This is a genomic window from Streptoverticillium reticulum (genome assembly GCF_047456005.1).
In the GTDB taxonomy this organism is placed as follows: Bacteria; Actinomycetota; Actinomycetes; order Streptomycetales; family Streptomycetaceae; genus Streptomyces; species Streptomyces reticulum.
In genome coordinates, this window is sequence record NZ_CP179755.1 from 1,690,217 (window position 1) to 1,714,498 (window position 24,282).

At 71.0% G+C, this 24,282-nt stretch carries 23 protein-coding genes; 6 read left to right on the forward strand and 17 right to left on the reverse strand.

The window, feature by feature from the left end; all coding sequences use genetic code 11:
- The first annotated feature begins 36 nt into the window (after positions 1-36).
- Positions 37-1,803, forward strand: coding sequence for an FAD-dependent oxidoreductase (locus ACMATS_RS07670; protein ID WP_414167413.1), 1,767 nt, complete (start codon positions 37-39; stop codon positions 1,801-1,803).
- A 176-nt stretch (positions 1,804-1,979) separates the two neighbouring features.
- Entirely contained in the window at positions 1,980-4,220 is a 2,241-nt protein-coding gene (locus tag ACMATS_RS07675; RefSeq protein WP_414167414.1) for an MMPL family transporter, read from the forward strand.
- A gap of 45 nt (positions 4,221-4,265) precedes the next feature.
- Here ACMATS_RS07675 and ACMATS_RS07680 read toward each other — a convergent pair whose 3' ends face one another.
- From ACMATS_RS07680 to ACMATS_RS07725, 10 genes are all read right to left on the reverse strand, one after another.
- A complete protein-coding gene (locus tag ACMATS_RS07680) occupies positions 4,266-4,694 on the reverse strand; it encodes an RNHCP domain-containing protein (protein ID WP_391154799.1) in 429 nt (142 codons plus the stop codon).
- Positions 4,695-4,717: 23 nt separating this feature from the next.
- A complete protein-coding gene (locus ACMATS_RS07685; RefSeq protein WP_390779788.1) occupies positions 4,718-5,077 on the reverse strand; it encodes an RNHCP domain-containing protein in 360 nt (119 codons plus the stop codon).
- Positions 5,078-5,587: 510 nt separating this feature from the next.
- On the reverse strand, positions 5,588-6,697 hold the full coding sequence (locus ACMATS_RS07690; protein ID WP_414167415.1) for an FAD-dependent oxidoreductase: 1,110 nt from the start codon (positions 6,695-6,697) through the stop codon (positions 5,588-5,590).
- Between the two features lie 71 nt (positions 6,698-6,768).
- Entirely contained in the window at positions 6,769-7,953 is a 1,185-nt protein-coding gene (locus ACMATS_RS07695) for an acyl-CoA dehydrogenase family protein (RefSeq protein ID WP_414167416.1), read from the reverse strand.
- A 21-nt stretch (positions 7,954-7,974) separates the two neighbouring features.
- Positions 7,975-8,904: a 3-hydroxyacyl-CoA dehydrogenase NAD-binding domain-containing protein gene (locus tag ACMATS_RS07700; RefSeq protein WP_390779791.1), complete on the reverse strand. Its 930-nt coding sequence runs from the start codon at positions 8,902-8,904 to the stop codon at positions 7,975-7,977.
- Positions 8,901-9,662 carry an acetoacetate decarboxylase gene (locus ACMATS_RS07705; RefSeq protein ID WP_414167417.1) on the reverse strand — a complete coding sequence of 254 codons (762 nt, stop codon included), beginning with the start codon at positions 9,660-9,662 and terminating at the stop codon, positions 8,901-8,903. Before ACMATS_RS07705 ends, ACMATS_RS07700 begins: the two co-directional genes overlap by 4 nt.
- A complete protein-coding gene (locus ACMATS_RS07710) occupies positions 9,659-10,423 on the reverse strand; it encodes a crotonase/enoyl-CoA hydratase family protein (RefSeq protein WP_414167418.1) in 765 nt (254 codons plus the stop codon). Before ACMATS_RS07710 ends, ACMATS_RS07705 begins: the two co-directional genes overlap by 4 nt.
- Positions 10,420-11,610 (reverse strand): CaiB/BaiF CoA transferase family protein, encoded by a 1,191-nt coding sequence (locus ACMATS_RS07715; RefSeq protein ID WP_390779794.1) that lies wholly within the window; start codon positions 11,608-11,610, stop codon positions 10,420-10,422. The genes ACMATS_RS07710 and ACMATS_RS07715 overlap by 4 nt, the downstream gene beginning before the upstream one ends.
- 162 nt (positions 11,611-11,772) lie before the next feature.
- On the reverse strand, positions 11,773-12,672 hold the full coding sequence (locus ACMATS_RS07720) for a LysR family transcriptional regulator (RefSeq protein ID WP_414167419.1): 900 nt from the start codon (positions 12,670-12,672) through the stop codon (positions 11,773-11,775).
- Between the two features lie 57 nt (positions 12,673-12,729).
- Positions 12,730-12,963 carry a WHG domain-containing protein gene (locus ACMATS_RS07725; RefSeq protein ID WP_414167420.1) on the reverse strand — a complete coding sequence of 78 codons (234 nt, stop codon included), beginning with the start codon at positions 12,961-12,963 and terminating at the stop codon, positions 12,730-12,732.
- A 543-nt stretch (positions 12,964-13,506) separates the two neighbouring features.
- On the opposite strand from ACMATS_RS07725, the gene ACMATS_RS07730 reads away from it, so the two are divergent.
- Entirely contained in the window at positions 13,507-13,770 is a 264-nt protein-coding gene (locus ACMATS_RS07730; protein WP_391154788.1) for a hypothetical protein, read from the forward strand.
- 44 nt (positions 13,771-13,814) lie between these two features.
- Here the strand turns inward: ACMATS_RS07730 and ACMATS_RS07735 are convergent, their stop codons facing one another.
- Positions 13,815-14,531 (reverse strand): GntR family transcriptional regulator, encoded by a 717-nt coding sequence (locus tag ACMATS_RS07735; protein WP_414167421.1) that lies wholly within the window; start codon positions 14,529-14,531, stop codon positions 13,815-13,817.
- A gap of 134 nt (positions 14,532-14,665) precedes the next feature.
- Here ACMATS_RS07735 and ACMATS_RS07740 point away from each other — a divergent pair, with 134 nt between their 5' ends.
- From ACMATS_RS07740 to leuD, 3 genes are read left to right on the forward strand one after another with little or no spacing between them, the layout of a single operon-like run.
- A complete protein-coding gene (locus ACMATS_RS07740) occupies positions 14,666-15,553 on the forward strand; it encodes an isocitrate lyase/PEP mutase family protein (RefSeq protein WP_414167422.1) in 888 nt (295 codons plus the stop codon).
- Positions 15,543-16,949, forward strand: coding sequence for a 3-isopropylmalate dehydratase large subunit (locus ACMATS_RS07745; protein WP_414167423.1), 1,407 nt, complete (start codon positions 15,543-15,545; stop codon positions 16,947-16,949). The genes ACMATS_RS07740 and ACMATS_RS07745 overlap by 11 nt, the downstream gene beginning before the upstream one ends.
- The gene (gene leuD, locus ACMATS_RS07750) at positions 16,946-17,644 is read left to right on the forward strand and encodes a 3-isopropylmalate dehydratase small subunit (RefSeq protein ID WP_414167424.1); all 699 of its coding nucleotides are present in this window, start codon (positions 16,946-16,948) and stop codon (positions 17,642-17,644) included. The genes ACMATS_RS07745 and leuD overlap by 4 nt, the downstream gene beginning before the upstream one ends.
- Position 17,645: 1 nt before the next feature.
- Here the strand turns inward: leuD and ACMATS_RS07755 are convergent, their stop codons facing one another.
- The 6 genes from ACMATS_RS07755 to ACMATS_RS07780 all read right to left on the reverse strand — a co-directional run bounded on the left by ACMATS_RS07755 (position 17,646) and on the right by ACMATS_RS07780 (position 24,266).
- On the reverse strand, positions 17,646-19,097 hold the full coding sequence (locus ACMATS_RS07755; RefSeq protein ID WP_414167425.1) for an MFS transporter: 1,452 nt from the start codon (positions 19,095-19,097) through the stop codon (positions 17,646-17,648).
- 81 nt (positions 19,098-19,178) lie between these two features.
- Positions 19,179-19,664: a hypothetical protein gene (locus ACMATS_RS07760; protein ID WP_414167426.1), complete on the reverse strand. Its 486-nt coding sequence runs from the start codon at positions 19,662-19,664 to the stop codon at positions 19,179-19,181.
- Between the two features lie 38 nt (positions 19,665-19,702).
- A complete protein-coding gene (locus ACMATS_RS07765) occupies positions 19,703-20,380 on the reverse strand; it encodes a winged helix-turn-helix domain-containing protein (RefSeq protein WP_390779804.1) in 678 nt (225 codons plus the stop codon).
- Positions 20,381-20,419: 39 nt separating this feature from the next.
- Complete coding sequence (locus ACMATS_RS07770; RefSeq protein WP_414167427.1) at positions 20,420-20,767, reverse strand: hypothetical protein; 348 nt, start codon at positions 20,765-20,767, stop codon at positions 20,420-20,422.
- A 623-nt stretch (positions 20,768-21,390) separates the two neighbouring features.
- The gene (locus ACMATS_RS07775) at positions 21,391-21,867 is read right to left on the reverse strand and encodes a (2Fe-2S)-binding protein (RefSeq protein WP_414167428.1); all 477 of its coding nucleotides are present in this window, start codon (positions 21,865-21,867) and stop codon (positions 21,391-21,393) included.
- A 26-nt stretch (positions 21,868-21,893) separates the two neighbouring features.
- Positions 21,894-24,266 carry a molybdopterin cofactor-binding domain-containing protein gene (locus ACMATS_RS07780; RefSeq protein WP_414167429.1) on the reverse strand — a complete coding sequence of 791 codons (2,373 nt, stop codon included), beginning with the start codon at positions 24,264-24,266 and terminating at the stop codon, positions 21,894-21,896.
- Between the last annotated feature and the right edge of the window lie 16 nt (positions 24,267-24,282).

The following is a 24,282-nucleotide window of genomic DNA, read 5'->3' on the forward strand; positions in this document are numbered from 1 at the left end:
CGAACCCTTTACTTACAGCAGGGAGTTGCTGGAGCTGTGGAACGTACGGGCAGTACTACCCGCAGAGGTTTCATCGGCGGTGCGACGGCCGTGGCCGCCACGGCGGCGCTGGGCGGGACGGCGCGGGCCGCGGGCCGTTCCGCCGGCGGCCGGTCCGTCGCCGTGCTCGGGGGCGGCGTCGCCGGGCTGACGGCGGCGCACGAACTCGCCGAGCGGGGCTTCAAGGTGACGGTGTACGAGCGCAAGGACGCCTTGGGCGGCAAGGCGCGCAGCATGGACGTCCCCGGCACCGGCGCCGGCGGCCGCAGAGCCCTGCCCGGGGAGCACGGCTTCCGCTTCATACCGGGTATTTATCACAACTTACCGGACACGCTGCGCCGCATACCCTTCCCCGGCAACCCGAACGGCTGCTGGGACAACCTGATCGCGCCGAGCGAGACGCTGGTCGCCCGCACCGGGCGCGAGGACATCCGCCTCCCCATCCCCGGCGGCAGCCGCAGGCCGTCCCCGCTCACCCTGGACGATCTGCGGCGGACGCTCATCGGCTTCTTCGAGACCTCCTTCCGCGTGCCCGCCTACGAGGTCGTGTACTTCGCGGAGCGGTTCCTGGTCTGGCTCACCAGCTGCGAGGAGCGCCGGACGCGGGACTGGGAGAACGTGCCGTGGTGGGAGTTCACGCGGGCCGCGCGCATGTCCGCCGACTACCAGCGGCTGCTGTGCATCGGCCTGACCCGCAACATCGTGGCGACCAAGGCCGAGGTGGCGAGCACCCGGACGGTGGCGACCCTCGGTGAGGCGTTCGTCTTCAACGGCCTCGGTCTGGGTGCGGACGGCCCCATCGACCGGCTGCTCAACGCGCCCACCAACGAGGCGTGGATCGGCCCGTGGGTGACGTATCTCCGGTCCCTGGGCGTGGAGTTCCACACCGGATGGGCGGTGAAGGACCTGCAGCTGGAGGGCGGGCGGATCAGCGGAGCCGTCCTCGAAGACTCGGACGGCGCCCGGCACACGGCCGAGGCCGACTGGTTCGTCTCCGCGATGCCCGTCGAGCACGCCCGGACGACGTGGAACGCGGACGTGCGGGCGGCGGATCCGCAGCTGGCCCGCTGCGACAAGCTGCGCACGGACTGGATGACGGGCATCCAGTTCTACCTCTCCGAGCCCACCCCGATCGTCCACGGGCACATCAACCACATCGATTCGCCCTGGTCGATCACTTCCATCTCCCAGGCCCAGTTCTGGTCCGGCCACGACTTCCGGCGCGACTTCGGTGACGGCACGACGGCCGACTGCCTCTCCTGCGACATCTCCGAGTGGGACAAGCCGGGCATCCTCTACGGCAAGACGGCCAAGCAGTGCACCCGCGAGGAGGTGGCCAAGGAGGTGTGGGCCCAGCTGAAGGCGGGCCTCGATGACACGGGCCGCGAGGTCCTCAAGGACTCCGTCCTGCAGTCCTGGTTCCTGGATCCGGCCGTCCAGCTCGGCGGCGGCCGGGCCACCAACGACGAGCAGTTGCTCATCCACCCCGTCGGCACCTGGCCCAACCGTCCGACCTCCCGTACCGCCATCCCCAACTTCTTCCTCTCCGGCGACTACGTCCAGGTCGACATCGACCTGGCGACGATGGAGGGCGCCAACGCCTCCGCCCGCCAGGCGGTCAACGCCCTGCTGGAGGAGGCCGGTTCGGGAGCGGAACGGTGCACGGTGACGTCGCTGTACCGGCCGCGGGAGCTGGAGGGGTTCAAGCAGCGGGACCGTCTGCGGTGGCGGCTGGGGCTGGGGAACGCCTTCGACGTGGGGTGACCCGGCCCCGAGAGGCCGGCCCGGGCACCTCAGCCGTGGTGCCCGGGGGGCACGTCTCGCACATGTGTGCCACCCTGCATCCCCCCCGCCGTCACTCGTTCACCGGCACGGACATGCCGCACGGCGTCACCGGACCTTTACTGGCCTCGGGCCCTGGAGGCGACCGTCGGAGGCGAGTGCACGTGCCCGGTGAGCCGAACACCGCACCGCCGACGCCGGGGCGGCCGGGACGGCTGTGGCGGCTGGGGGAATGGTGCGCCCGCCACTTCGTCGTCGTCATCGCCCTGTGGCTGGTCGCCCTGGGCGCGCTGCAGGGCCTGGACAAGGCGTTCGGCGGGACGTTCTCCGACAACTTCACGCTCCCCGGTACGCAGTCCGTGCGCGGGATGGACGTCCTCAAGGCGCACGAACCGGCAGCCGGCGGGGTCGGCGCCCCGGTGGTGCTGCACGACGCCGCGCAGCCGCTCACCGAAGTCTCCGGGCAGGTGGACGAGGCGGTGACAGGCCTGCGCCGCCTGCCGCACGTGCTCTCCGTGACGAGCCCCCTGGCGACGGCGTCCGGCCACGGTGCGAAGACGGGCGGTCCGGTGTCGGCCGACGGGAAGACCGCCTACATCACCGTGCAGTTCGACATCACGCCGCTCCTCCTGGGCCCCGACTACCTCAAGGGTGTCAACCAGGCGGTGGCGCCGTTGCGTTCGGCGGGCGTGCAGGTGGAGTACGGCGGGCCGCTGGGCGAGCTGGCCCGGCCGCAGCCGGACGACCGGGCCGGCGAACTCATCGGCCTCGGCGCGGCGATCGTGATCCTGCTGGCCGGATTCGGCAGCGTCCTGGCCGCCGTCGTGCCGCTCCTGGCCGCGCTCCTCGGCGTCGTCGCCGGGCTGGCGTGCCTGGGCCTGCTGGCCGCCACCTCCACCTTCTCCACCGTCTCGCCGACCCTGGCCACGATGATCGGTCTGGGGGTGGGCATCGACTACGCCCTGTTCCTCCTCACCCGCCACCGGCAGAACGTGATGGACGGCACGGACCCCGCCGTCGCCGCGGGGCAGGCCGTGGCCACCAGCGGCCGGGCCGTGATGGCCTCCGGCTGCACCGTCATCATCGCGCTCGCCGGGCTGTGGGCCTGCGGCATCTCCTTCGTCGGCAAGCTCGGCACCGCAGCCGCCCTCACCGTCGTCACCGCCGTCCTGAGCGCCCTCACCCTGGTGCCGGCCCTGCTCGGCCTCGTCGGACGGCACATCGACCGCTACCGCGTCCGCACCCCGGTCGCCGAACGGGCCCCCGGCAGCGGCGGAACGAACCGCATGGGCTGGCACCGGTACGCGCGGCGCGTGGAGCGGCACCCCTGGTGGTTCCTGGCCGTCGGCGCCGTCATCGTCGGCGTCCTCGCGATCCCGCTGTTCTCCATGCGGATCGGCCACATCGGCGACGAGGCGGACCCGACGTCCTTCACCGACCGCCGCGCCTTCGACCTGATGTCCTCGGCCTTCGGTCCCGGCTCCAACGGGCCGCTGACGATCGTCATCGACGGCACCGCGGTACGGCCCGCCGACTGGCCGGCCCTCGTCGGACAGGCCCGCGGAGCCCTCGCCCACCTGCCCGGAGCAGCCGGCGTGAGCCCCTTGCACACCACCCCCGACGGCGACGTCCTGACCGCCACCGTCATCCCCGTGGCCTCGCCCCAGTCCGGGAGCACCGCGGCCCTGGTCGACCGGCTCAGGGACACGGTCCTGCCGAAGGCCGTCGCCGGCACCCCCGCCCACGGCTACGTCACGGGCACCACGGCCGTCCAGGTCGACTTCGTCGACCTCCTCTCCGACCGCCTCCCGCTCATCGTCGCCATCGTCGTCGCCCTGGCGTTCGTCGTCATCCTCTGCGTCTTCCGCGGCGTGCCGGTGGCGCTCAAGGCCGCGGTGCTCAACGTCGCCTCGATCGCGGCCTCTTACGGTGTCGTCGTCGCCGTCTTCCAGTGGGGCTGGGGCGGACCCGCTCTCGGCGTCAACGGGAAGGTGCCCGTCGAGAGCTTCGTACCGATGATGATGTTCGCCATCGTCTTCGGCCTCAGCATGGACTACGAGATCTTCCTGCTCTCCCGCGTCCGCGAGGCCTGGCTGCGCACGGCGAACCCGCGCGACAGCGTCGCCCACGCCCTGGAGATCACCGCACGCGTGATCACCTGCGCGGCGCTCATCATGGCCGGCGTCTTCGCCGCCTTCATCGCGAGCCAGAACATCGTCGTGAAGATGCTCGGCCTCGGCCTGGCCGTCAGCGTCCTCATCGACGCCACCGTCATCCGGCTCCTCCTGGTCCCCGCGACCATGACCCTGCTCGGCAACAGCAATTGGTGGACGCCCCGTTGGCTCGACCGGATCCTGCCCCGCATCGACACCGAGGGCCGGGCGCCCGCGCGGAGTTGACAATCGGAAAAGGGGGTGCCGGGCACCGGCACCCCCTTTCCTTGCCTACAAGGTGAGCATGGCCCGGCCGGCCATGGCGGTGTCCTGGAGCGGTTTCAGCGCCAGGCGCACCAAGGCGAGCGGGTTGTCGTCACCGGCGATGCGGTTCGCACTGAGTTCACCGCACGTCAGGCATTGATGGACGATCATCCACTCCCCGTCCGGCCGCGTGAACATGCACAGCGCCTCCATCCGCCCGCGGCAGTCCGCAGCGCGATCGCCGGGGATGCGGCGGTCGACGTGCAGGCTGACCAGACAGCTCGGGCAGTGGTTGCGATGGGCGGTGCCCGGGGCGTCCAAGGACACGTCCAGACGGCAGCCGACGCACCGGAAGTCGTTGGCGCGGTGGCCGCCGTGGCCGTGCAGGACGTCCTTGTGCCGCTGCGGACGCCGTGCCGACCGGTCCCGGCCGCGCACGTGTTTACGTCGTGGCATGGTCGATTACCTCCTTCCGGCCGTCAGAGGCTGCCGAGCGCTTCGAGCGGGAACGGCGGCTGTGCGAGCGGGCGGACGGCCATGCGCATCAGGATGAGCTGGTTGTCGTCCGTGCACACGGAGTTGGAGGTGAGCTCGTCGCAGCGCACGCAGCGGTGGATGACCATCCAGTCACCGGTGCGCAGCACGGCGATGGCGATCGGGGACATCCGGCCGTGGCACCGGCTCGGACCGCCCTCGACGTGGTCGGTGACGTGCTGGGAGTGCAGGCACGACGGGCAGTGGTTGCGCCGCGCGCCGTCGGCGGCGACGGCGGACACGGTCAGACCGCACCACGCGCAGGCGAAGGTGTCGATGGTGAGAGTGTTGTTGGTGCTGGACACCCGGGGTGCTCCTTGCTGAAAAGGCTTGGTGATGGCAGCAAGAGCAGGCCGAGCGATCCTCGACGTGGAAGCCACGCGTACACCACGCCCCATGAGTTGGGCATGGTGCTGCATGACGGTTCAGGGCACCGGAACTCGCGTCCGGTCGCCGCACGGGAACGGCGGCGTGAGAAAACGGACGGTTACGCGGTACGGCGAGGCGCGCTCGGCGCGGTCCGGGGCATCAAACACTCTTCCCAGGGCACACGGGCCCGGTCAACGATCCGCGATCTGCGGTCTCCGTCACCGTAACAAGATCCCCGGAACGCACGCCAGCGAATATTCCACGGCCGCGCCTGGCCGGATGCGGGCTTGTCCCCGGCCGACGGGCCTGATGCAGCGATCGCCATGTCGGTGGACAACTCCCCTGGTTCCGGCGGCCGGAGCATGCTCACGCTGGACGACTACCGTGCCGCAGTGCACAGCGAGCCGCTCCGCACAGACTCTGTACAGGCTCTGTACAGCCCCTTGCTAGAAGTCACCCGCATGGTTCCGCGTGGCAGCGGCGACCGCGGCGAAGCCGTGGTCGAGCATGGCCGTCTCGTACGACCGGACGGCGTCGCTCAGGGGTGCGCCCGAGACCAAGTGGGAAGCCAGCAGGCCCGCGTCATGGATCGCGACTCCGGCACTGGTCCCCACCGGAGGCATCGGATGTGCCGCGTCACCGACCAGGGTCACCGGCACCTGCGGCCACGAATCCGGGCGTTCGGAGGTCTGGATGCTCGCGGGGACGACGTACCCGGCGTCCCCCAGCCGGATCAGCGTGCTCAGCGAGGGGTCCCAGTCCGCGACGGTCGTCGCCGCCAGCTCCAGCAGGTCCGCGGCACCGAGCTCGAAGAATCGGGGACCGCAGACACGGGACGGGACCGTCAGGCCCCACATGACGTAGTCGTCGGCCGCAGGCAGCCCGAAGTCGGCCGGGCTGCGGCGGAACCGCTGCGCGGCCAGCGCGAGGCCGCGGCCGTCCGGACCGTTGACGCCCAGGAAGCCTTCGAGCGCCGGCCTCGGCGTCGACTCCCGCGCCCGGGCGGTCAGCGGCGTACGGCCGTAGATCAGTCGGCTGCCCTGCACGGTCACGTGGAAGTCGGGCAGCAGCTGGCGCCGGACGCCGGAGTTGGCCCCGTCGGTGGCGATCAGCAGGTCGCCCTCGGCGGTGGAGCCGTCGGTGAGGAAGACCCGTACGGTTCCGTCGGCCGGCAGCTCGTAGCGGGAGAATCCGGCACCGAACCGGGTCGAGTCCATCAGGTCCCGCAGCATGATCCGGCGCAGGGTGAGCCGGTCGACGGTGATGCCCGCGACACCCGGGGGGAGTTCGATCCCGGTGACGTCCCGCAGGTCGGGGCCGGCCATGCTGACGCCGCCGGGTATGCAGGACGTGGCGACGGCCTGCTCGTACGCTTCGGCGGGCAGCCACGTGCGCAGCGCCGCATCCCCGTCGTCGTTGATGTGGATCCGGTATCCCTGCGCACGGGCGTCGACGGCGGGATCCCGCTCGAAGAGCTGTACGTCGTGGCCGTGCCGGCGCAGGCCGTGCGCGAGGCACGGGCCTGCCAGTCCGGCGCCGATGATCAGGACGCGCATGATCAACCCCCTTGGAGACAGTGGCACGTTGATATCACCCGGATGCCGGCATCGCAGCCACGAAACGCCCGTCACGCAAACGCGCTGTGCCCGGTGATCGACTTGCCGACGATGAGGGTGTTCATCTCCCGGGTGCCCTCGAACGAGTAGACCGCCTCGGCGTCGGCGAAGAACTTGGCGATCTCGTACTCGAGAACGATGCCGTTGCCGCCGAAGAGTTCACGGGCCCAGGCGACGCATTCCCGCATGCGCGTGGTGGTGAACGCCTTGGCGAGGGCGGCCTGTTCGGCGCTGTCCCGGCCGGCCGCGGCGAGCTGGTTGAGGCGGACGACCATGCCGAACATGGCGGTGATATTGCCGAGCATCTTCACCAGCAGGTCCTGGATCAGCTGGAAGGAGCCGATGGGCTTGCCGAACTGCACGCGGGTCGATGCGTACTCGCGGGCGAGTTCGTAGGCGCGTACCGCGACCGCCAGCGCCTGCCAGGCCACCCCGCCGCGCGTGCGTGCCAGGACGGCGGCGGTGTCACGAAAACTGTCGACCCGCTGCAGCCGGTCGGTCTCGGGGACCCGTACCTCGTCGAGGGTGATGTCGGCGTTCTGCACGGTCCGCAGCGCGATCTTGCCTTCGATCCTGGTGGCGGTGAAACCGGGGGTGCCCTTCTCCACCACGAAGCCCTTGACGTTGCCGTCGGCCGTGTCGCGGGCCCAGACCACGACGAGATCGGCGAAGGTGCCGTTGCCGATCCACCGCTTGGCGCCGTTGAGGACCCAGGTGTCGCCCTCGCGCCGGGCGGTGGTGCGCATGCCGCCCGCGACGTCGGAGCCGCCGTCGGGCTCGGTCAGGGCGAAGGCGCCGATCTTCTTCATCGCGGCCATGTCCGGCAGCCAGCGGTCGCGCTGTTCCTGGCTGCCGCCGCCGTAGATGCTGCCCATGGCCAGTCCGGTGTGGACGCCGGAGAAGACCGCGAACGACGGGTCGATGCGGTTGAGTTCCAGGTTGAGGAATCCGGAGAACAGCTCACTGCGGCTGCGGCCGTCGCCGTACTCGGGGTAGGCGTATCCGGCCAGGCGGAGCTTGGCCATCTTCCCGATCACTTCGAAGGGGAATTCCGCACGCTCCCAGGCGGCGTTGGCCAGCGGCTTGATCTCGCTTTCCAGGTAGTCGCGGATGGAGGCCAGTTCGGCCCGTTCGGCATCGCTGAGCAGGTCGGCGTATCCGAAGAAGTCTGGAGTGGGGTTGGCGGGCTTGGGCATGAGTCTCTCCTTACGTGGGATTCAGACGTGGTCGGCCTGGCGCAGCGCCGCGTTCAGCGCCAGCTGTTTGCGGTCGCGGAGCACGGCCCGCTGCCGGTACGCCTCCGGCCCGCTGCCGTACGCGGCCTCCGTCTGGCCGACGAGCACGGCGACGGCATCGGCGTCCAGCTCCGGGTGGCCGAGGCGCTGCCAGCCCTCGGCGAGGCCGGGGCCCAGGTGCTGCATCATGTGCCGGATGCCGCCGGGGCCGCCGCCGAGGTGGAAGCTCTCGAAGGGGCCGACGGCGGCGTAACGGCCGCCCAGAGACGCCTTCATCACCGTGTCGAGCTCCCCGGCGTCGACCACGCCGCCGAGGACGAGGTGGATCGCCTCCTGGAGCACCGCGCTCTGCAACCGGTTGGCCGCGAACCCGGGGAGTTCCCTGTGCAGACGCACCGGTGTCCTGCCGAGCGCCGCGTAGCGGGCCATGGCTGCCTCGACAGTCGTCTCCGCCGTGCGTTCACCCGGCACGATCTCCACGAGCGGGACGATGTGCGGCGGGTTGAAGGGGTGCGCGACCAGCAGTCGCGCGGCGGCGTCGTCCGGCAGCCGTTCCGCGATCCGGGTGGCGACGATGCCGGAGCTGGAGGTGGCGAGCAGCGCGTCGGCCGGGGCGTGGCGGGCGATGTCGGCGAACAGCCGCTGCTTGAACTCCAGCTGCTCCGGGCCGTTTTCCTGGACGAGCTGTGCCTCGGCCACGGCCTCGGCCAGGTCGTGTGTGGTGCGGATACGGTCGCGCAGACCCGCCGCGTCGGTGCCGGGCAGGCCGGCGGCGAGCATGGGCAGGGCCTCGTCCACGGCCGCGTCCAGGTCGTCGCGCGGGTCGGTGACGATCACGTCGTTTCCGTATGCGGCGAAGAGCGCGGCCCACGCGAGGCCGATGGTGCCGGCGCCGACGACGGCAGTGGTCATGAGAGTTCCTCCTCGGTCAGGGAGAGGTAGTCGTGGACGGGAACGGCCCGGTCCAGCGTGAGATCCGTGACGATGTGGCTCGCCGAGACGACCTCGCGCACCGGCAGATCGGCCAGCGGCGCCAGCACGTGCGCGAAGAGCTGGAGCCGCGCGGGCCCGGTATGGGCCTCCTTGACCACCAGGTCGGTGATCTGCGTGCGGACGAGCTCGCAGACGCGCGGCGAACCGTCGTAGTCCGGAACGGTCTTGAGCATGTACGTGGGCACGGCGATCTGCTCGCGGGCGAGCTCCGGGTCGAGCGGGTGGTGCTTGTAGCCCATCGTGGCGGTGGCCACCCGTACGCTCCCGTAGTCCAGTGTCCCGACGAGTGCGGCGTGGTCGGTGTACAGGGCCGGGGTGCCCATCGCCTTCGGGTAGGCGCTCACTTCGCGGCCCGCGGCGGTGGCCGCGAAGCTGTCCAGGTACATGGCGTGCAGGTACTCGCCGCGCTCGTCCCCGTACCGCACGGGGATCGCCTGTCCGGCCTCGACGTACGGGCCGTAGCTCGTGACGTCGCCCATCTTCATGACCTCGAACCGCACCAGCGGTTCGCCGGCGTCGACCGTCAGCGGCTCGGGCACCACGGCCCGCAGCGCCTCGGGGTCGGTGCGGTAGACGATGCTGAGGTACTCGCGGTCCGTGAAGCGGACGGCGGCGGGGGCGTAGGCGGGCGCTGTGGCGGGTGTGTCGAGGGTCCGCAGGATCTGTGCGCGGTTCATCGTCCGCTCCACTCCGGCGCGCGCTTCTCGGCGAAGGCGCGGACCCCTTCGGCGAAGTCGGCCGAGCGCAGCAGTGCGCCGATCTCGGTGGCCTGCGCGGCGAACGCCTCCGACTCCGGTGCCCCGTCCGCCTGTCGGACGGTTCGCTTCACCGCGGCCAGGGCCAGTGGAGCGTTGGCCGCGATCTCCTCGGCGAGTTCCAGGGCTGCCGGAAGGGCTTGGCCGTCGGGGGCGATGCGGTTCACGACGCCGAGGTCACAGGCGCGTTGGGCGGTGACCGTGCGGCCGGTGAGGAGGAGTTCCATCGCCAGGTGGTGCGGGATGCGCTTGGGGAGGCGTACGACTCCCCCGCCGCCGGCGATCAGTCCGCGCTTGACCTCGGGGAGGGCGAAGCGGGCGCCCTCGGCAGCGACCACCAGGTCACAGGCCAGGGCCAGTTCGAAGCCGCCGCCCAGGGCGTGGCCCTCGACGGCCGCGACGAGCGGCTTGGCGGTACGGGCCTCGGTGAGCCCGGCGAAGCCCTTGCCGGGGACGGTCACCTGCTCGCCGCGGGCGGCGGCCTTGAGGTCCATGCCCGCGCAGAAGGTGCCGTCCGCGCCGGTGAGGACGCCCACCCGCAGGGCGGGGTCGGTCTCCAGGCGGTCGACGGCGGCGGCGATGCCCTGGGCAACCTCGGCGTTCACGGCGTTGCGGGCCTGCGGGCGGTCGATCGTGATGACGAGGACGGTGCCGGTGACATGGGTGCGGGTCGAGTCGTTCATCGCCGCACCTCGCTGCGGGCGAGCTCGCCGAGCACGTCGGCGGTGTGCTGGCCGGGCAGCGGCGCGTGCCGGCGCACCGAGGCCGGGGTGGCGGAGAACGCGAGCGGGATGCCGACCACCCGGTAGGCGCCCTCGCTGGGGTGTTCGGCGACGTCCAGCAGGTGGCCGCCCTGGACGTACGGGTCCTCGGCGGCCTCGTCGAGCCGCAGCACGGGGCCGAAGGGGATGCTGTGCTTGGTGCACACCTCCGCCCACTGCGCCGTGGTCAGCCGGGGCGTCACGGTCTCCAGCAGTGCGGCCAGGGCTTCGCCGTCGCGCGTGGAGTCGATGAACTCGCCGTTGACGCGCGGGTCCTCGGCCAGGTCGGGGCGTCCCGCTGCGGCGAAGAGATCGCGGAAGTTCTGCGGGCTGTACGGGATGACCATCGCCAGGCCGTCCTTGGTCGGACGGGCCCGGTGCCCCTTGTTCATCGACAGCGGGAAGCCGGTCGGGCCCATCGGCGGCTCGAAGGTGCGGCCCTGGAGGTGCTCGACCAGGTTGAACGCCAATAGCGTGTCCACCATGGGCACTTCGATGTGCTGTCCGCGGCCGGTCGCGCGCTGGTGGACGAGCGCGGCCAGCGCCGCGTACACGATCGTCAGCGCGGCGACCTTGTCGCCGAAGATGCTCGGCAGTACGACCGGCGCCCCCACGTCGCCGGCGCGCTGCGCGAGGTCCAGCAGCCCGGAGGCCGCCTGCACCGTCTCGTCGTACGCGGCCAGCCGGGCCCGGTCGGAGTCCGAACGGAAGCCCTGCGCATGGGCGTAGACGAGGCGGGGGCTGGAGGCGGCGAGGCTGTCGTAGTCCATGCCCAGGCGGCGCAGGGCGTCGATGCGCATGTTGGTGATCAGAATGTCGGCGGTGCCGATCAGTTCGAGGGCCTGGGCGCGCTCGCCCTCGTCCTTGAGGTTGAGCGTCACGCTGCGCTTGTTGCGGTTGACGTTGAGGTTCAGGGGCGTCATGCCGGGCGTGCGGTGCAACGCGCCGACGCGCACGGTGTCGTTCGGGGACTCGATCTTGATGACGTCGGCGCCGAGGTCGCCGAGGATCTGCGCGGCGTACGGGCCCATCACCACCGTGGCCATGTCGATGACGCGGACGCCGGCCAACGGGCCGCCGGACGCGGCTGTTTCTGCTGCGGATTCCATCACCACTCCTTTTCCAGGAGAATTCCCGGGGGATTCCCATGGGTTCTCGGGTCGCATGGAAAACGCTAGTCCGGGGCGGTGGGGAAACCCAAGCGATCAGTGACACCGATGCACGAAAAACGGCGTGACCGCAGTGGTCACGCCGTTGATCGGGAGGCTCCTTCAGGCCGGGGCGGAGAACACCGCCCCCGCCTCCCGCACCAGACCGTGCAGGTCACCGTCCGGCTCGGCCCGGTCCCGGCGCCAGACCAGGCCGGTCGCCAGCGAGGGCGAGAAGTCCCGGAACGGCAGGACGACGCTCGCACCGTTTTCGCCCTCCGGGCCCTCCGCGCTCAGCAGAGTGATGCCGAATACCGAGCCGTTCGCCACGATTTCGCGCACGCTCGCATAGTCCCCGATATTGAGGTTGACCTCCTTGTGAATTCCCGCGGCTTTCAGGCGCACCTTGAGCTGGTCGAAATACGTGGGAAGCGTGCCGGGCGCGGACGTCACATATGTGTAGTCGGTGAGCTCGCTCAGCGAAACCGCCTTCCGGCCGGCGAACGCGGCGGCCGGCAGCAACGCGCCCAGCGGCTCGTGCAGCAGCTCCAGCACCTCGATCCCCTCGGCGTGCACGGGCAGATGCACCAGCGCCATGGCGAGGTCGCCGCGCTGCACGGCGTTGAGAAGATTCCCGCTGTTCCCGGGCCAGCGCTTGACGTCGAATTCCTCGGCGCAGCGCGCTTCGAGCCGCCCGAGCCGCTCCCGCAGCCGCGGATGCAGGGCCGGCACCACGCCCACGTAGGCCGCCCGCCGCTCGGGCCCCAGGGCCCGGCGCAGCTGCCAGGGAATGTCGTCGAACCGGCCGAGGACGTCCTTCGCGACCGGCAGCAGGGCCGCGCCGGCGCGGGTCAGCGCGACATGGTGCGAATCCCGGTCGAACAGCCGCTGGTCGAGTTCGCGTTCCAGGTCCCGTATCCGCTGGCTCAACGGTGAGGTGGCCATGTGCAGTTGCCGCGCGGCACGGGAGAAGCTGAGGTTCTCGGCGACCGCCACGAAGTAGCGCAGGTGAAAGATCTCCACTGCCGGACCCTATCGGGGGCGGCCTGGAGACGGCCCGGCGGCTGTTCGCCGCCAGGGTCACGGAGCGGCAGCGGACCGCCGGTCGGCCGGCGGCTCGCCCAGTGCCGTCAGGACCTCGCGAACGGTGTGGTCGAAGAGCGGCCGGGGGTCGGTCAGGGCGAAGTCGAGATGGCCGAAGACCTCGACCGCCACGGCTCCGTACAGACGGGCCCAGCACACGGTTCCTTCCGCTACCCCGCCCGGGGCCACGGCCACGACGCCTTCCCCGACGGCATGCTCGGCGACGTCCAACTCGTCAACGGCGCGCCCTGGCCCGTCCTGGAGGTGTCCGCCACCCGTTACCGCTTCCGCCTCCTCAACGCCTCGAACGCCCGCCGCTACCGGCTCGGCTGGGAGGAGGGGATGATCGGTTCGTCCAGATCGGCAGCGACGGCGGCCTGCTGGCCGCACCCCAGCCGCTCCGCACGATCGACATGGCACCCGGCGAGCGGTGCGACGTCGTCATCGACTTCGCGGACCATCCCGTCGGCAGCCGCATCACGGGACCGGCCGGAAGACCGGCCTGCTGTGAACTGGCGAGATTTCGCGCGTGGCTGCCGCTACTGGCAAGGCATACTGACTGCCAGAGGGAGCCTCGGCTTTCTTGTTCCCTGTCGGCGTCACCATTGACGTCGGCGGCCAGCCGACCGAGCACCAAGAACGCGCCACGTGAACCACGTTGGCCCGTCACACCATCGGCTCATGGCAGGGGGACGGGGGGTACGCCTATCGGTGGTCTGCGCCCTCGCCATGTCTGTATCCAGGGCTCGGACTGCCGTGTCCGAAGGACCCGCCATGACGGAATTTCTCTCGGTTGTTGCCGGCGTTCTCAGCGTCCTCAGCTCGGCGCTGAGCCTGACTGCCCAAGCTCGTCGATTCCGGCATCGTGATGGTGGCCAGGGCCTGCGCGAGGTGCGTGCAGGAATTGATGCGGACGGTCAGGGGCACGAAGACCTGCCTCCGGCGGGGCGGGAACGCGCCCGGGGTGCTTCGGTGCGTGGTCGCGGCTCGGTCCGCATTCATGCCCTGTCCTCGGTCACGAAGCCGTGGCGGGTGTAGAACGCCCGGGCACGGTCATTGTGCTCCTCGGTTTCCAGGGACGTTCACACACGCTCCGGCCCGGCACCGGGAGCAGATCGGGCGCCATGCCGCCGGATCTGCTCCCGGTTGGTGAGGATGTGCTCGCGCATGAGGAACTCCGCCCGGTCGGGCGGGCCTTCGACGAGTGCGTGGACGATGCGCCGGTGGTCGGCGAGGGCCTGCCGGACCTCGTCGTGGGTGAACCACCGGGCCAGTTCGCCGCGGCCGCGGTGCACAGCGGCGTCATGGATCCGGGCGGCGCGGCGCGCCTGTTCCACCCCCTGGACGAGGTACGGGTTCCCCGCTGCGGCGAGGATGGTGTTGTGGAAGTCGAGGTTCAGATCGAGCCATCGGCCCTGCCGCTCGGCGGACCACTCCCCCTGCTCCACGACCTCGGCGGCGCGGTCGAGGTTGGCCGTCAGTAACTCCATGGTCCCGGTGGACATGCCCTGGCCGGTGAGTGTGCGGCAGGCCATGCCCTCCAACGCGATACGCATGTCGAAGGCGTGCAGCACGTCGGTGAGGCCGAATCGCCGCACCACGTACCCGCTGTGCGGTGAGTAGTCCAGCAACCCCTCGCCGGCCAGCACCTGCAGCGCATCGCGGACGGGCGTGCGGGAGACGGACAGCAGCTGCGCAAGGGTGCGCTCCTGCAGCCGGCTGCCCAGAGGGAACTCGCCGTCGAGCACTTTGACCCGCAGCTGTTCGGTCACCGACTGCGTCGTGGTGGAACCCGTCATGCGGCCACCCTAGATGCACGCTCGCATGGCATGCCATTCAGGCCGAATCTCTCAACTTCCTTGACGCTTCTCCGAAGGCGGGCGAAGGATGGCATGCCATCGGAGGGTTCGGAACGGAACGGAAGGAGCGACCGTTGTCGCACGGCACTCCAGCAGCTCGCCTCAAAGAACTCGTCACCGGCCCGGAGTTGCTCGTCATGCCCGGGGTCTTCGACCCGCTCGGCGCCAAGCTCGCCGAACGGGCCGGCTTCCCCGCCGTCCAGTGCACCGGACTCGGCATCTCGGCCGTACACCTCGGGTACCCCGACTACTCGATGCTGTCGATGACGGACATGGTCACGTACACCGAACGCATCGCGCGCAGCGTGGACATCCCGGTGATGGGCGATGCCGACACGGGCTTCGGCAACGCGGTCAATGTGCACTACACCGTCCAGGCCTTCGAACGGGCCGGGGCCGCGGGTATCAACCTGGAGGACCAGGTCGTGCCCAAGCGCTGCGGCCACCTCGACGGCAAGCAGGTGATCGGCCTCGACGAGGCGGTGGCGAAGGTCCGGGCGGCCGCGGCGGCCCGCCGCGACCCCGACTTCGTCGTCAACGCCCGTACCGACGCGCTGCCGGTCGAAGGCATCGACGGTGTCCTGCGCCGCGGGAACGCCTACCTGGAGGCCGGCGCCACGATGGTCTTCGTCGACGGTGCCGATTCCCGGGAGTCGATCAGGGCCGCGGTCGAGGGCATCGACGGGCCCGTCGCCGTCAACATCGTCGAAGGCGGAAAGTCCCCGCACGGCCTGACGTTCACCGAACTGCAGGAACTCGGCGTCGCCCGGGTGAGCCTGCCCGGGGTGCTGCTGATGTCGGCCCTCCACGGCATGCGTGAAGCACTGTCGCGCGTGCGGGCCGACGACGGCACCTGGAATCTGGGCGACCTGACCATGCCCTTCCACGAGGCCCACGACCTCGTCGGCACCCGGGAGATCGAGCAGTTGGAGGCCCTCCACCATGTCCACCATGTCCGGTGACGGACGATCCGTCATCGACAAGATCTGGGACCAGCACCTCGTCGCCGACCTCGACGACGGCACGTCCCTGCTGCACATCGACCGCGTGCTGCTGCACGAACGCAGCGGCGCGCCGGCCCTGCGGAGCCTGCGCGAGGAAGGCCGCCAACTCTACGACCACAGCCTGGTGTTCGGCACGATGGACCACGTGGTCGACACCCGCCCGGGCCGCGGCGACGCGACCCCGGTCCCCTCCGGCGACCTGTTCATCCACGGCTTCCGGGACGCGGCCCGCACCCACGGCATCACGCTGTTCGACATCGGCGACGTCGAACAGGGCATATCGCACGTCGTCTTCCCCGAACTCGGCATCGCCCTCCCCGGGGCGACCATGGTGTGCGCCGACAGCCACACCTGCACCCTCGGCGGAGTGGGCGGCCTGGCGTGGGGCGTGGGCGTCACCGAGATGGAACACGCGCTGAGCACCCAGACGTTGGCGGTCCGCCGCCCGCCCACGATGCTCGTCCGCTTCGACGGCCCGCTCCCCGACGGCGTCCACGCCAAGGATCTGATCCTCGCGCTGATCGCCCGCATCGGTGCCGCGGGCGGCCGGGGCCACGCGATCGAGTTCGCCGGCTCCGCGATCGCCGCGACGGGCGTCGAAGGGCGCATGACCCTGTGCAACATGGCCGTGGAATGCGCAGCCTGGACCGGCCTGGTCGCCCCGGACGGCATCCTGCTGGACTACGTACGGGCCCGCCCGTACGCTCCGCCGGCCGGAAGCTCATGGGAGCAGGCGGCCACGGCCTGGCTGTCCCTGCGCAGCGACGCCGACGCCCGCTACGACCGCAGGGTCGACATCGCCGTGGACGACCTGGCCCCGCAGGTCACTTGGGGTACGAGTCCGCAGTTCGCGGTGGGGGTGGACGAGCGGATACCCGACCCCGGGCTCCTTCCCGACCCGGCCGCAGCGCAACGCGCCCTGGCGTACATGGACCTGGCACCGGGCCAAAGGATGCAGGACGTGCCGGTGGACGTGGCATTCCTCGGCTCGTGCACCAACTCCCGGATCGACGACCTGCGCGTCGCGGCCCGGGTCCTGCGGGGCCGGAAGGTCGCCGACGGGGTGCGCGCGATCTGCATCCCCGGCTCCGGATCGGTCCGGCGCGCCGCGGAACGCGAGGGTCTGGACAAGGTCCTCACCGAGGCCGGCTTCGCATGGCGGGAGCCCGGCTGCGGCTTCTGCTTCTTCGCCGGGGGCGAGGGGTTCCCCGCCGGGGCGAGGACGATCAGCTCGACCAACCGGAACTTCGAGGGCCGCCAGGGACCCGGCGTGCGGACCCACCTCGCCAGCCCTGCGACCGTCGCCGCGTCCGCCGTCGCGGGCCACATCGCCGATCCCCGGGAGTTGCCGTGACCGCCGATCCCCTGACCACCGTGCGCGGTATCGCCGCCCCGCTGCTGCGGGCCGACATCGACACCGACGCGATCGCGCCGTCCCGCGTGCGCATCACCTCGCTGGGCAAGAGCGGCTACGCCGAGGCGCTGTTCGCCAACTGGCGCTTCGACGCGCGGGGACGCGAAGTCCCGGGCTTCGTCCTCAACCAGGAGCCGTACCGGCAGGCCTGCGTACTGGTCACCGGCCCCAACTTCGGCTGCGGCAGCTCCCGCGAAACGGCGGTGTGGGCCTTGCGGCAGTCCGGTTTCCGCGTGGTGATCGCGCCCGGTTTCGGCGCCATCTTCGAAGCCAACTGCTTCCGCAACGGCCTGCTCCCGCTGACCCTCCCGTCCCGGGAACATCGCGAGCTGGTCGCGGAGATCTTCGACACCGGGAGCCGGCCGGAGGTTCACGTGGACCTGCAGCGGTGTCAGGTGCAGGCCGTCCACGGTCCCGTCCACCGCTTCGACGTCGACCGGCGCGGCCGCCGCCTGCTGCTCGACGGTCTCGATGCCATCGGGGAGACGCTCCTGCTCGCCGGCTCGATCGAGGCGTTCCGTTCACGGGACCGGATCGCACGCCCCTGGATCCACACGGCGCAGCCTGGTCGGCCGCAGGCCGCACCGACGTGGCAACCGGAACCGCAGCCGGAACCTCAGCCCAAACCGGTCTGAGTCACCTGGCGGCGGTCCGCCGCGAGGCCCGCAGGTCGGCGAGTGCGACCACGAGGGCCGCGAGGACGAAGAACACCACGGTGGCGAAGCCCAGTCGCAGGGCGCCGGCCCAGTCGTGGTGGTTGGCGACGTGGGCGAAGAAGACCGCGCCCACGGCGGCAATGCCTGCTGCCGTACCGATGCGCTGCCCGGTCTGGAGAACACCGGCGGCTGCCCCGGCCAGCTCCACCGGGACCTCGGTGAGGGTGAGCGCGGTGTTCGGCGCGATGGTGAGGCCGGAGCCGAGTCCGGCGAGCAGCAGAGGCAGGGCGGTCGCCCACGGCGCGCCGTGGCCGGGTACGAGCCGGACGGCCACGAGGGCACCCACGAGTCCGAGGACGACCCCCAGCAGCCCGTGGACGACCAGGCGGCGCCCGTACCGGACCACCAGTCGCCCGCCCGCAGCGGCTGCGAACCCCGAACCGACGGCAAAGGGCACCACCGCCAGACCTGCCTGCAGGGCGCTGTACCGGAGCCCGCTCTGCAGGAAGAGCGAGTAGATGAAGAAGACGGTGGTGAATCCGGCGAAGTACACCGTCGCCAGGAGGGCGCCGAGCGAGAACGAGCGGAGCCGGAACAGCCGCAGATCGAGCGCAGGTGTGCGGCCCCGCTGCTCCTGCCTGCCTTCCCAACGCCAGAAGGCGGCCAGGACGAGCGCACCGAGGGGGATCAGCAGCCACTTGCCGCGCCCTCGCCACTGCTGTTCCTGGACGAAGGGCAGCATGACGCAGACGACACCGGCGCCCAGGAGCAGCACACCGGCCCGGTCGAATCCGGTGTGCACCGGTCTCTCGTCGGTGGTCTTCGAGGGCAGGATCCCGGGGGCCAGGGCGGTCGCCGCGATGCCGATGGGCAGGTTCACGTAGAACACCCACCGCCAGCCGCTCCCGGTGCCGAACGCCTCGATGAGCAGCCCGCCCGCGACCGGCCCGACCGCCGTGGCGATGCCGACGACGCTGCCGAGCATGCCGAACGCCCGGGCGCGCCGCGCTCCCTCGAACATCTGCTGGATCAGTCCGAACACCTGCGGCGTGACCCATCCCGCGGCGGCCCCCTGCACCAGCCGGGAGGCCACCAGCCAGCCGGGTGACTGGGCCAGCCCGCAGAACGCCGAGGCCAGGGTGAACAGCGCGATCCCGAGGACGAACGCGTTCTTGCGGCCCCGCTGGTCACCGAAGCGTCCGGCCGGCACCAGGACCAGGCCGAAGGTGAGCGCGTACCCGGACACCACCCAGGACAGGTCGGCCGGCGCAGCGCCGAGACCGTGCTGAATGGACGGCAGCGCCACGTTCACGATCGACACGTCGAGCAGCGTCATGAACGAGGCCGTCAGACACACGCACAGCGCCTCCCAGCGAGGCCGGTCCGCGGTCATGGACCCGCCCGCGCCGACGCGGACGCGAGAGGGACTCATGTCCTCAGTCAACACACGTTCGTCGGGGCGGGTGCGCGCCGCGCGTCCGGACGGGTGAACAGACGGGTGAACAGGGGTGGGTCACCAGGTGACGGTCAGGCGGGTCGGGCCGCCGACACCGGTGTTGGCGGCCCACCGCGCGGGGTCGGTCCCGGCGGGGTCGGCGAGGGCCAGGCCGGGGCAGGCGGCGGCGAGTGCGCCGACGGCGCGGTGGACGAGCCGGCGGGTGTAGGCGGCGCCGGGGCAGTAGTGGATGCCCGCGCCGAAGGAGAGGGAGGGGGCGTTGGGCGGCCTGTCGGGGTCGCGGTGTGCGGAGGCGAGCAGGAGCAGCAGTCGTGCGCCTGCGGGCACGGTGGTGCCGGACGACTCGACGTCGCGGGTGGTGCTGCGCAGCCACCCCACCAGGGGTGAGTGGTGGCGGAACGTCGTCCCGACCGCTTCGCGGACCGCGGCGTCGTGCGGTGGCGGCCAGGATCCGGTGGCGCAGAGGCGGGCGACGGTTCCGTAGACGATGCCCGGCCTGATGAGTGCGGTGGGTGCGCGGACCGCGTGGAAGACCTGGCTCACCAAAACCTGTGGACGGTTCGAGGCGCGCTCGCCTCACGCTATGCCGCCTTCGACGGCTCGAACGCGTACCCGGCCTGCCCCGCGTCCGTGATGACGGCCCCGTATCGGGTACCGAGCTTGCGCCGCAGGCGGGCGACGTGCAGGTCGACCGTGCGGGTCTCGCCGACGGCGGACCGCTGCCACACCAGCTCCATCAACTGTTCGTGGCGATGGGTTCGTTGAGGGTACGTGGCGAGATGGGCGAGGAGCTCGAACTCCATACAGGTCAGCTTGACCGGCCGGCCGTCCGCCGAGACCGTGCGGTGTTCAAGGTCGAGGACAAGGCCGCCCACGCGGTGTACCGGCCCGTGCGGAGACTCCACGTCGTCGGCAACCGACGACAACTGGTGGTCCAGGTGCCAGTGCAGGTCGCTCACCGCGGGATCCAGCCAGACGAGGGAGAGCAGTTGCGACAGGACGGTGGTGATCGGGCCCTGCGTGACGAAGCCGGCTTCCAGGAGCACGGAGCCGGGTGTCTCGCTCCGGCCGGACAGCTCCGTCAGGCACACGTCGGGGCCGGTCAGGGAGCGGGCGAGCCGGTCCCGTACCCGGGGTTCGTCGGCCATGTCGCACATGACGTGTGCGACGCCGCACAGGGGGGCGTTGACGGTCACATACGGGGCACTGTCGATGAGACGCTCGACGGTTTCCTGCAGAAGGCCGGCTGGAAGGAACATGTCGGAGTCTCCTTTCTGTTTGCAGGGTGCGGAAGGCCGTCAGGCGTGGGACAGCGCGGCTGCTCCGGCGATGCGGCGGGCGGCGGGCAGGGGCAGGCCGGTGAAGCGGGAGAGCCAGTGGGCGTCGTGCCCCTGCTGGGCCAGGATGTAGGCGAGGTGCACCCGCGGGTCGTACGCGGCGTGTGCGGCATAGGGCCGGGGGCAGGTGCCGGGGTCGTCGAGCCGGTAGGTCCGCTCCGGCCCGTCGCCCAGCACCAAGTCCACGTGCGGGCAGGCGTATTCGGGGCAGCCCTTGCAGCTTGCGTTGCACCTTGCGTTGCAGCCTGCGGCAGGCGGGCACTGGCGGGTCGGCGCGGAGAGCCTGGTGTGGCGCGTGAGAAGGCGCATGCGCCCTCCCTTCTCCATGGAGAGTCGTCGGACGGATCGGATGGCGGCGGGCGGTCGGCCACTCATCACCGGCACGGGGTGGTGGGGTGCGCTTGTCGAGGACGCGGCAATGCCCCGGAACGGCACCGGGCCGCACGGAGGCCAGGGCGGTGCCGTGTGGATGCGCAGGGGAGGTGACTACCGCAGGCCGGGACGGAGCGAGGACAGGCGGAAGCGCGGCCTACTGTGGCCCGGACTGCTGGGATCGCAATCCATGTCTCTCGCCTCCTCCCGACCTGAGCGCACGCGAACGCGGACGCGCATGCGGACACGGCCGAGCGTAGCGCTGCGCTTCCGCATGCGCGTACGTGCTTGACCGAGCCTTGACGCCCCCGCAGCAATCCGGCAACAGCGGGCCTAGGCCGTGTCCGGCGGATCTTCGTCGCGCGGCACCGCAGCGCCCCGTCAGGGGCGCGGGGAACTGCGCGACCGGCCACGACGCTCCCGCAGCCGAAGCTCCCGGGGCTTCGCCCCGGACCCCTGGGTAGTGCGTCGGCTGCAGGCCGACGGTGGTTGCTCGCGCAGTTCCCCGCGCCCCTGACGGGGCGCACTGCGCCCACGGGCGAAGATCCGCCGGACAGGCCCTAGAAGTGCTGTGCGCCCTCCATGATGGCCTCGCGGATGCGGTGGTACGTGCCGCAGCGGCAGACGTTGCGGATCTCGTCGAGGTCGGCCTCGGTGATCTCACGGCCGGCGGCGCGGGCCTGCTTGACCTTGGCGACCGCGGCCATGATCTGGCCGGGCTGGCAGTAGCCGCACTGGGCGACGTCGCGGTTCAGCCAGGCCTCCTGCATGGGGTGCAGGTCCTTGCCGACGGTGGCGGGCAGCCCCTCGATGGTGGTGATCTCGTCGTCCGGCCGGATGCTCTTGACCGGTACGGAACAGGGGTTGAACGCCTTGCCGTTGATGTGGCTGGTGCACGCCTGGCAGACGCCGAGTCCGCAGCCGTACTTCGGCCCGGTGACGCCCAGGACGTCGCGCAGCACCCACAGCAGCCGCACATCGTCCTCGACGTCCGCCGTGACGGGCTTGCCGTTGAGGATGAAGGTGTGTTCGGGCACGGTCACTCGTTTCTCGTAGACGCGTCCTAGTACGCGCGGTCCAGGCCGTCGGTCGGCGATTGCGGGATCGGGGGGACGGTCGGCAGCGGCTCGAAGCCGAGCGGGCCGGAGTGGTTGACGGGAAACGTCGTCGGCATGGTGCCGGTGGCGGCCCCGTAGGCGCAGGCGACCGCGGCCGCGGCGGCGCCGACCGCCAGCTCCCCCGCACCGCCGGGCTTTTCGCCGGTCGGCGGCATGACCACGATCTCCAGCTCGGGCGGGGTGTTCCACTGGCGGGTGTAGAAGTAGTTGTCCCAACTGCCCTCCAGGAACGCGCCGTCCTTGAGGTGCAGACCCGAGGTGAGGGTGAGGGCGATGCCGTCCATGATGCCGCCCGTCATCTGGGCCTCCAGGCCCTTCGGATTGACGGCGAGGCCGACGTCGACGGCGCAGACGACCTTGGTGACGCGCGGTCCGGTGCAGGCGTCGGGAACGTGCCGTCCGGTGGTCTGCGGGCGGCAGTCGATCTCGGCGAGTACGGCGACGGCTCCGTGGTATTCGGGGTGTACGGCGATGCCCTGCGCCATGCCGGCCGGCAATTCCCGTCCCCAGTTGCCGATGTCCGCGACCTTGTCCAGGACGGCCCTGGAGCGGTCGTCCTTCATGAGCTGCCGGCGGAGCTGGAGGCGGTCCTTGCCCATCTCGTCCGCGAGCCGGTCGAGAACGAGCTCCTGCGCGCACCGGACGTTGGGCGAGTAGATGCCGCGCATGCTGCCGGTGTTGAAGCCCTTGTCCACCTCGTTGAGGAACTGGGTGTGGAGCCCGAGGTCGTAGGGCGTCTGCTGGGTGAGCGTGAAGATGGTCTCGGAGAAGGTGAGATCGCCGACCGGCAGCTTGGCGGCCGCCGCGGTGATGATCTCTCCGAGGCCGTGGCCGAAGTCGGTGGACACGGAGGTGTGCCGCTGTTCGTACGTGAGCACCTTGCCCAGCGCATGCGTGGCCCGTATGCGCGAGGTGGCCATCGGGTGCGTACGTCCCTGGCGGAACTCGTCGGTGCGGTGCCACATGAGCTTGACGGGCTTGCCCATGGCCCGGGAGATCTCGGCGGCTTCGAGCGCGGCGTCGGAGAACAGCTTGCGGCCGAACGAGCCGCCGCCTTCGGTGACATGCACCGTGACCGCGCCCAGTGGCAGGCCCAGCTTGGCCGCGATCTTCTCCTTGGCGACGATCGGGGACTTCAGGGACGCCCAGACCTCGGCCCGGTCCGGCCGTACGTCGGCCACCGCACAGTTGGGCTCCAGCGCGCTGTTGCTGGCGAAGTGGAAGGTGAAGGTGGCCTCGACGGTCTTGGCCAGATGGTTCAACGGCGGTACGGCCAAGGGGATTTCCGCCGCCTTGAGTTCCCGCAGGACCGTGTCGTCGGACGCCCCCTCCGCCGTCCCGGGGCCCCAGGCCACCTTGAGCGCGCGTACCGCGTCGATGCACTGGCCGAAGGTCCGTGCGCGGACCGCCACGCCCGTCGAGACGGCCACGACATCGGTGACGCCGGGCATCGCCCGTGTCTCCGCGAGGTTCTGCACGGACCGCACGGTGCCGTTGATCGTGGGCGGCCGGCACACCATGGCCGGGAATGCACCCGGCACCTGCAGGTCCATGGCGAACTGCTTGCGGCCCGTCACGCTCGCCAGCGCGTCGACCCGGTTGCGCGGGGTGCCGATGACCGAGAAGGCGGAGCGTGGTTTGAGGTCGGCGGCGACCCGTACGGTCCTCACGCTCGCGGCCTTCTCCGCGAGCGAACCGTAGGTCGCGCTCCGGCCGTTCCGGGCGGTGACCACACCGTCCTTGACGGTCAGGGTGGATATCCCGGCGTCCAGCACGTCGGCCGCAGCCTCCAGGAGACGCCTTCTGGCGATCGCCGCGGCGACACGGACCGGAGTGTACGTGGAGATGGTGGCGTTGGAGCCGCCGGTGAGCTGGTTGAAGAGCAGTTCGGGGCGCGCGTCGGCGAGGGTGACGCGGATCTTCTCCAGTGGCAGGTCCAGTTCCTCGGCGATCAGCATCGCCGTGGAGGTGGTGATGCCCTGGCCCACCTCGGCGCGCGGCAGGGCGAACGAGGCCGTGCCGTCGGCGTGCACCTGGATGGTGATGAGGCCTGCCGTCGGCAGCGCCGCGTCCGTGAGCAGGTCGTTGAAGTCGAACAACTTGGTGAGCTCAGGCAGCCCGGGGAGCGAGGCGGGTGCGGCAGGCGCGGCGTGTGCCTCGGTGGTACCGACCGCCTCTTCGCCCAGTCGAGCGGCGACGGCGAGGGTCGGCGCCGCCAGGACATAGCCGAGGAACCGCCGACGGCCGATCCCGGCGTCGGTAACCGGAACCGTGGCTTCGTCCTGCTCCCGGGGCAGACGATCGCGAGTGCCCATCATCTGTCCTTCCACGGCG

Excerpts from the sequence above, each read along its gene's own strand:
- ACMATS_RS07680 (WP_391154799.1), bottom strand. The coding sequence starts at position 4,694 with ATGCCACGACGTAAACACGTGCGCGGCCGGGACCGGTCGGCACGGCGT.
- ACMATS_RS07690 (WP_414167415.1), bottom strand. The coding sequence starts at position 6,697 with ATGCGCGTCCTGATCATCGGCGCCGGACTGGCAGGCCCGTGCCTCGCG.
- ACMATS_RS07695 (WP_414167416.1), bottom strand. The coding sequence starts at position 7,953 with ATGCCCAAGCCCGCCAACCCCACTCCAGACTTCTTCGGATACGCCGAC.
- ACMATS_RS07700 (WP_390779791.1), bottom strand. The coding sequence starts at position 8,904 with ATGACCACTGCCGTCGTCGGCGCCGGCACCATCGGCCTCGCGTGGGCC.
- ACMATS_RS07705 (WP_414167417.1), bottom strand. The coding sequence starts at position 9,662 with ATGAACCGCGCACAGATCCTGCGGACCCTCGACACACCCGCCACAGCG.
- ACMATS_RS07710 (WP_414167418.1), bottom strand. The coding sequence starts at position 10,423 with ATGAACGACTCGACCCGCACCCATGTCACCGGCACCGTCCTCGTCATC.
- ACMATS_RS07715 (WP_390779794.1), bottom strand. The coding sequence starts at position 11,610 with ATGGAATCCGCAGCAGAAACAGCCGCGTCCGGCGGCCCGTTGGCCGGC.
- ACMATS_RS07730 (WP_391154788.1), top strand. The coding sequence starts at position 13,507 with ATGACGGAATTTCTCTCGGTTGTTGCCGGCGTTCTCAGCGTCCTCAGC.
- ACMATS_RS07735 (WP_414167421.1), bottom strand. The coding sequence starts at position 14,531 with ATGACGGGTTCCACCACGACGCAGTCGGTGACCGAACAGCTGCGGGTC.
- ACMATS_RS07745 (WP_414167423.1), top strand. The coding sequence starts at position 15,543 with ATGTCCGGTGACGGACGATCCGTCATCGACAAGATCTGGGACCAGCAC.
- ACMATS_RS07755 (WP_414167425.1), bottom strand. The coding sequence starts at position 19,097 with ATGAGTCCCTCTCGCGTCCGCGTCGGCGCGGGCGGGTCCATGACCGCG.
- ACMATS_RS07765 (WP_390779804.1), bottom strand. The coding sequence starts at position 20,380 with ATGTTCCTTCCAGCCGGCCTTCTGCAGGAAACCGTCGAGCGTCTCATC.
- ACMATS_RS07770 (WP_414167427.1), bottom strand. The coding sequence starts at position 20,767 with ATGCGCCTTCTCACGCGCCACACCAGGCTCTCCGCGCCGACCCGCCAG.
- ACMATS_RS07780 (WP_414167429.1), bottom strand. The coding sequence starts at position 24,266 with ATGATGGGCACTCGCGATCGTCTGCCCCGGGAGCAGGACGAAGCCACG.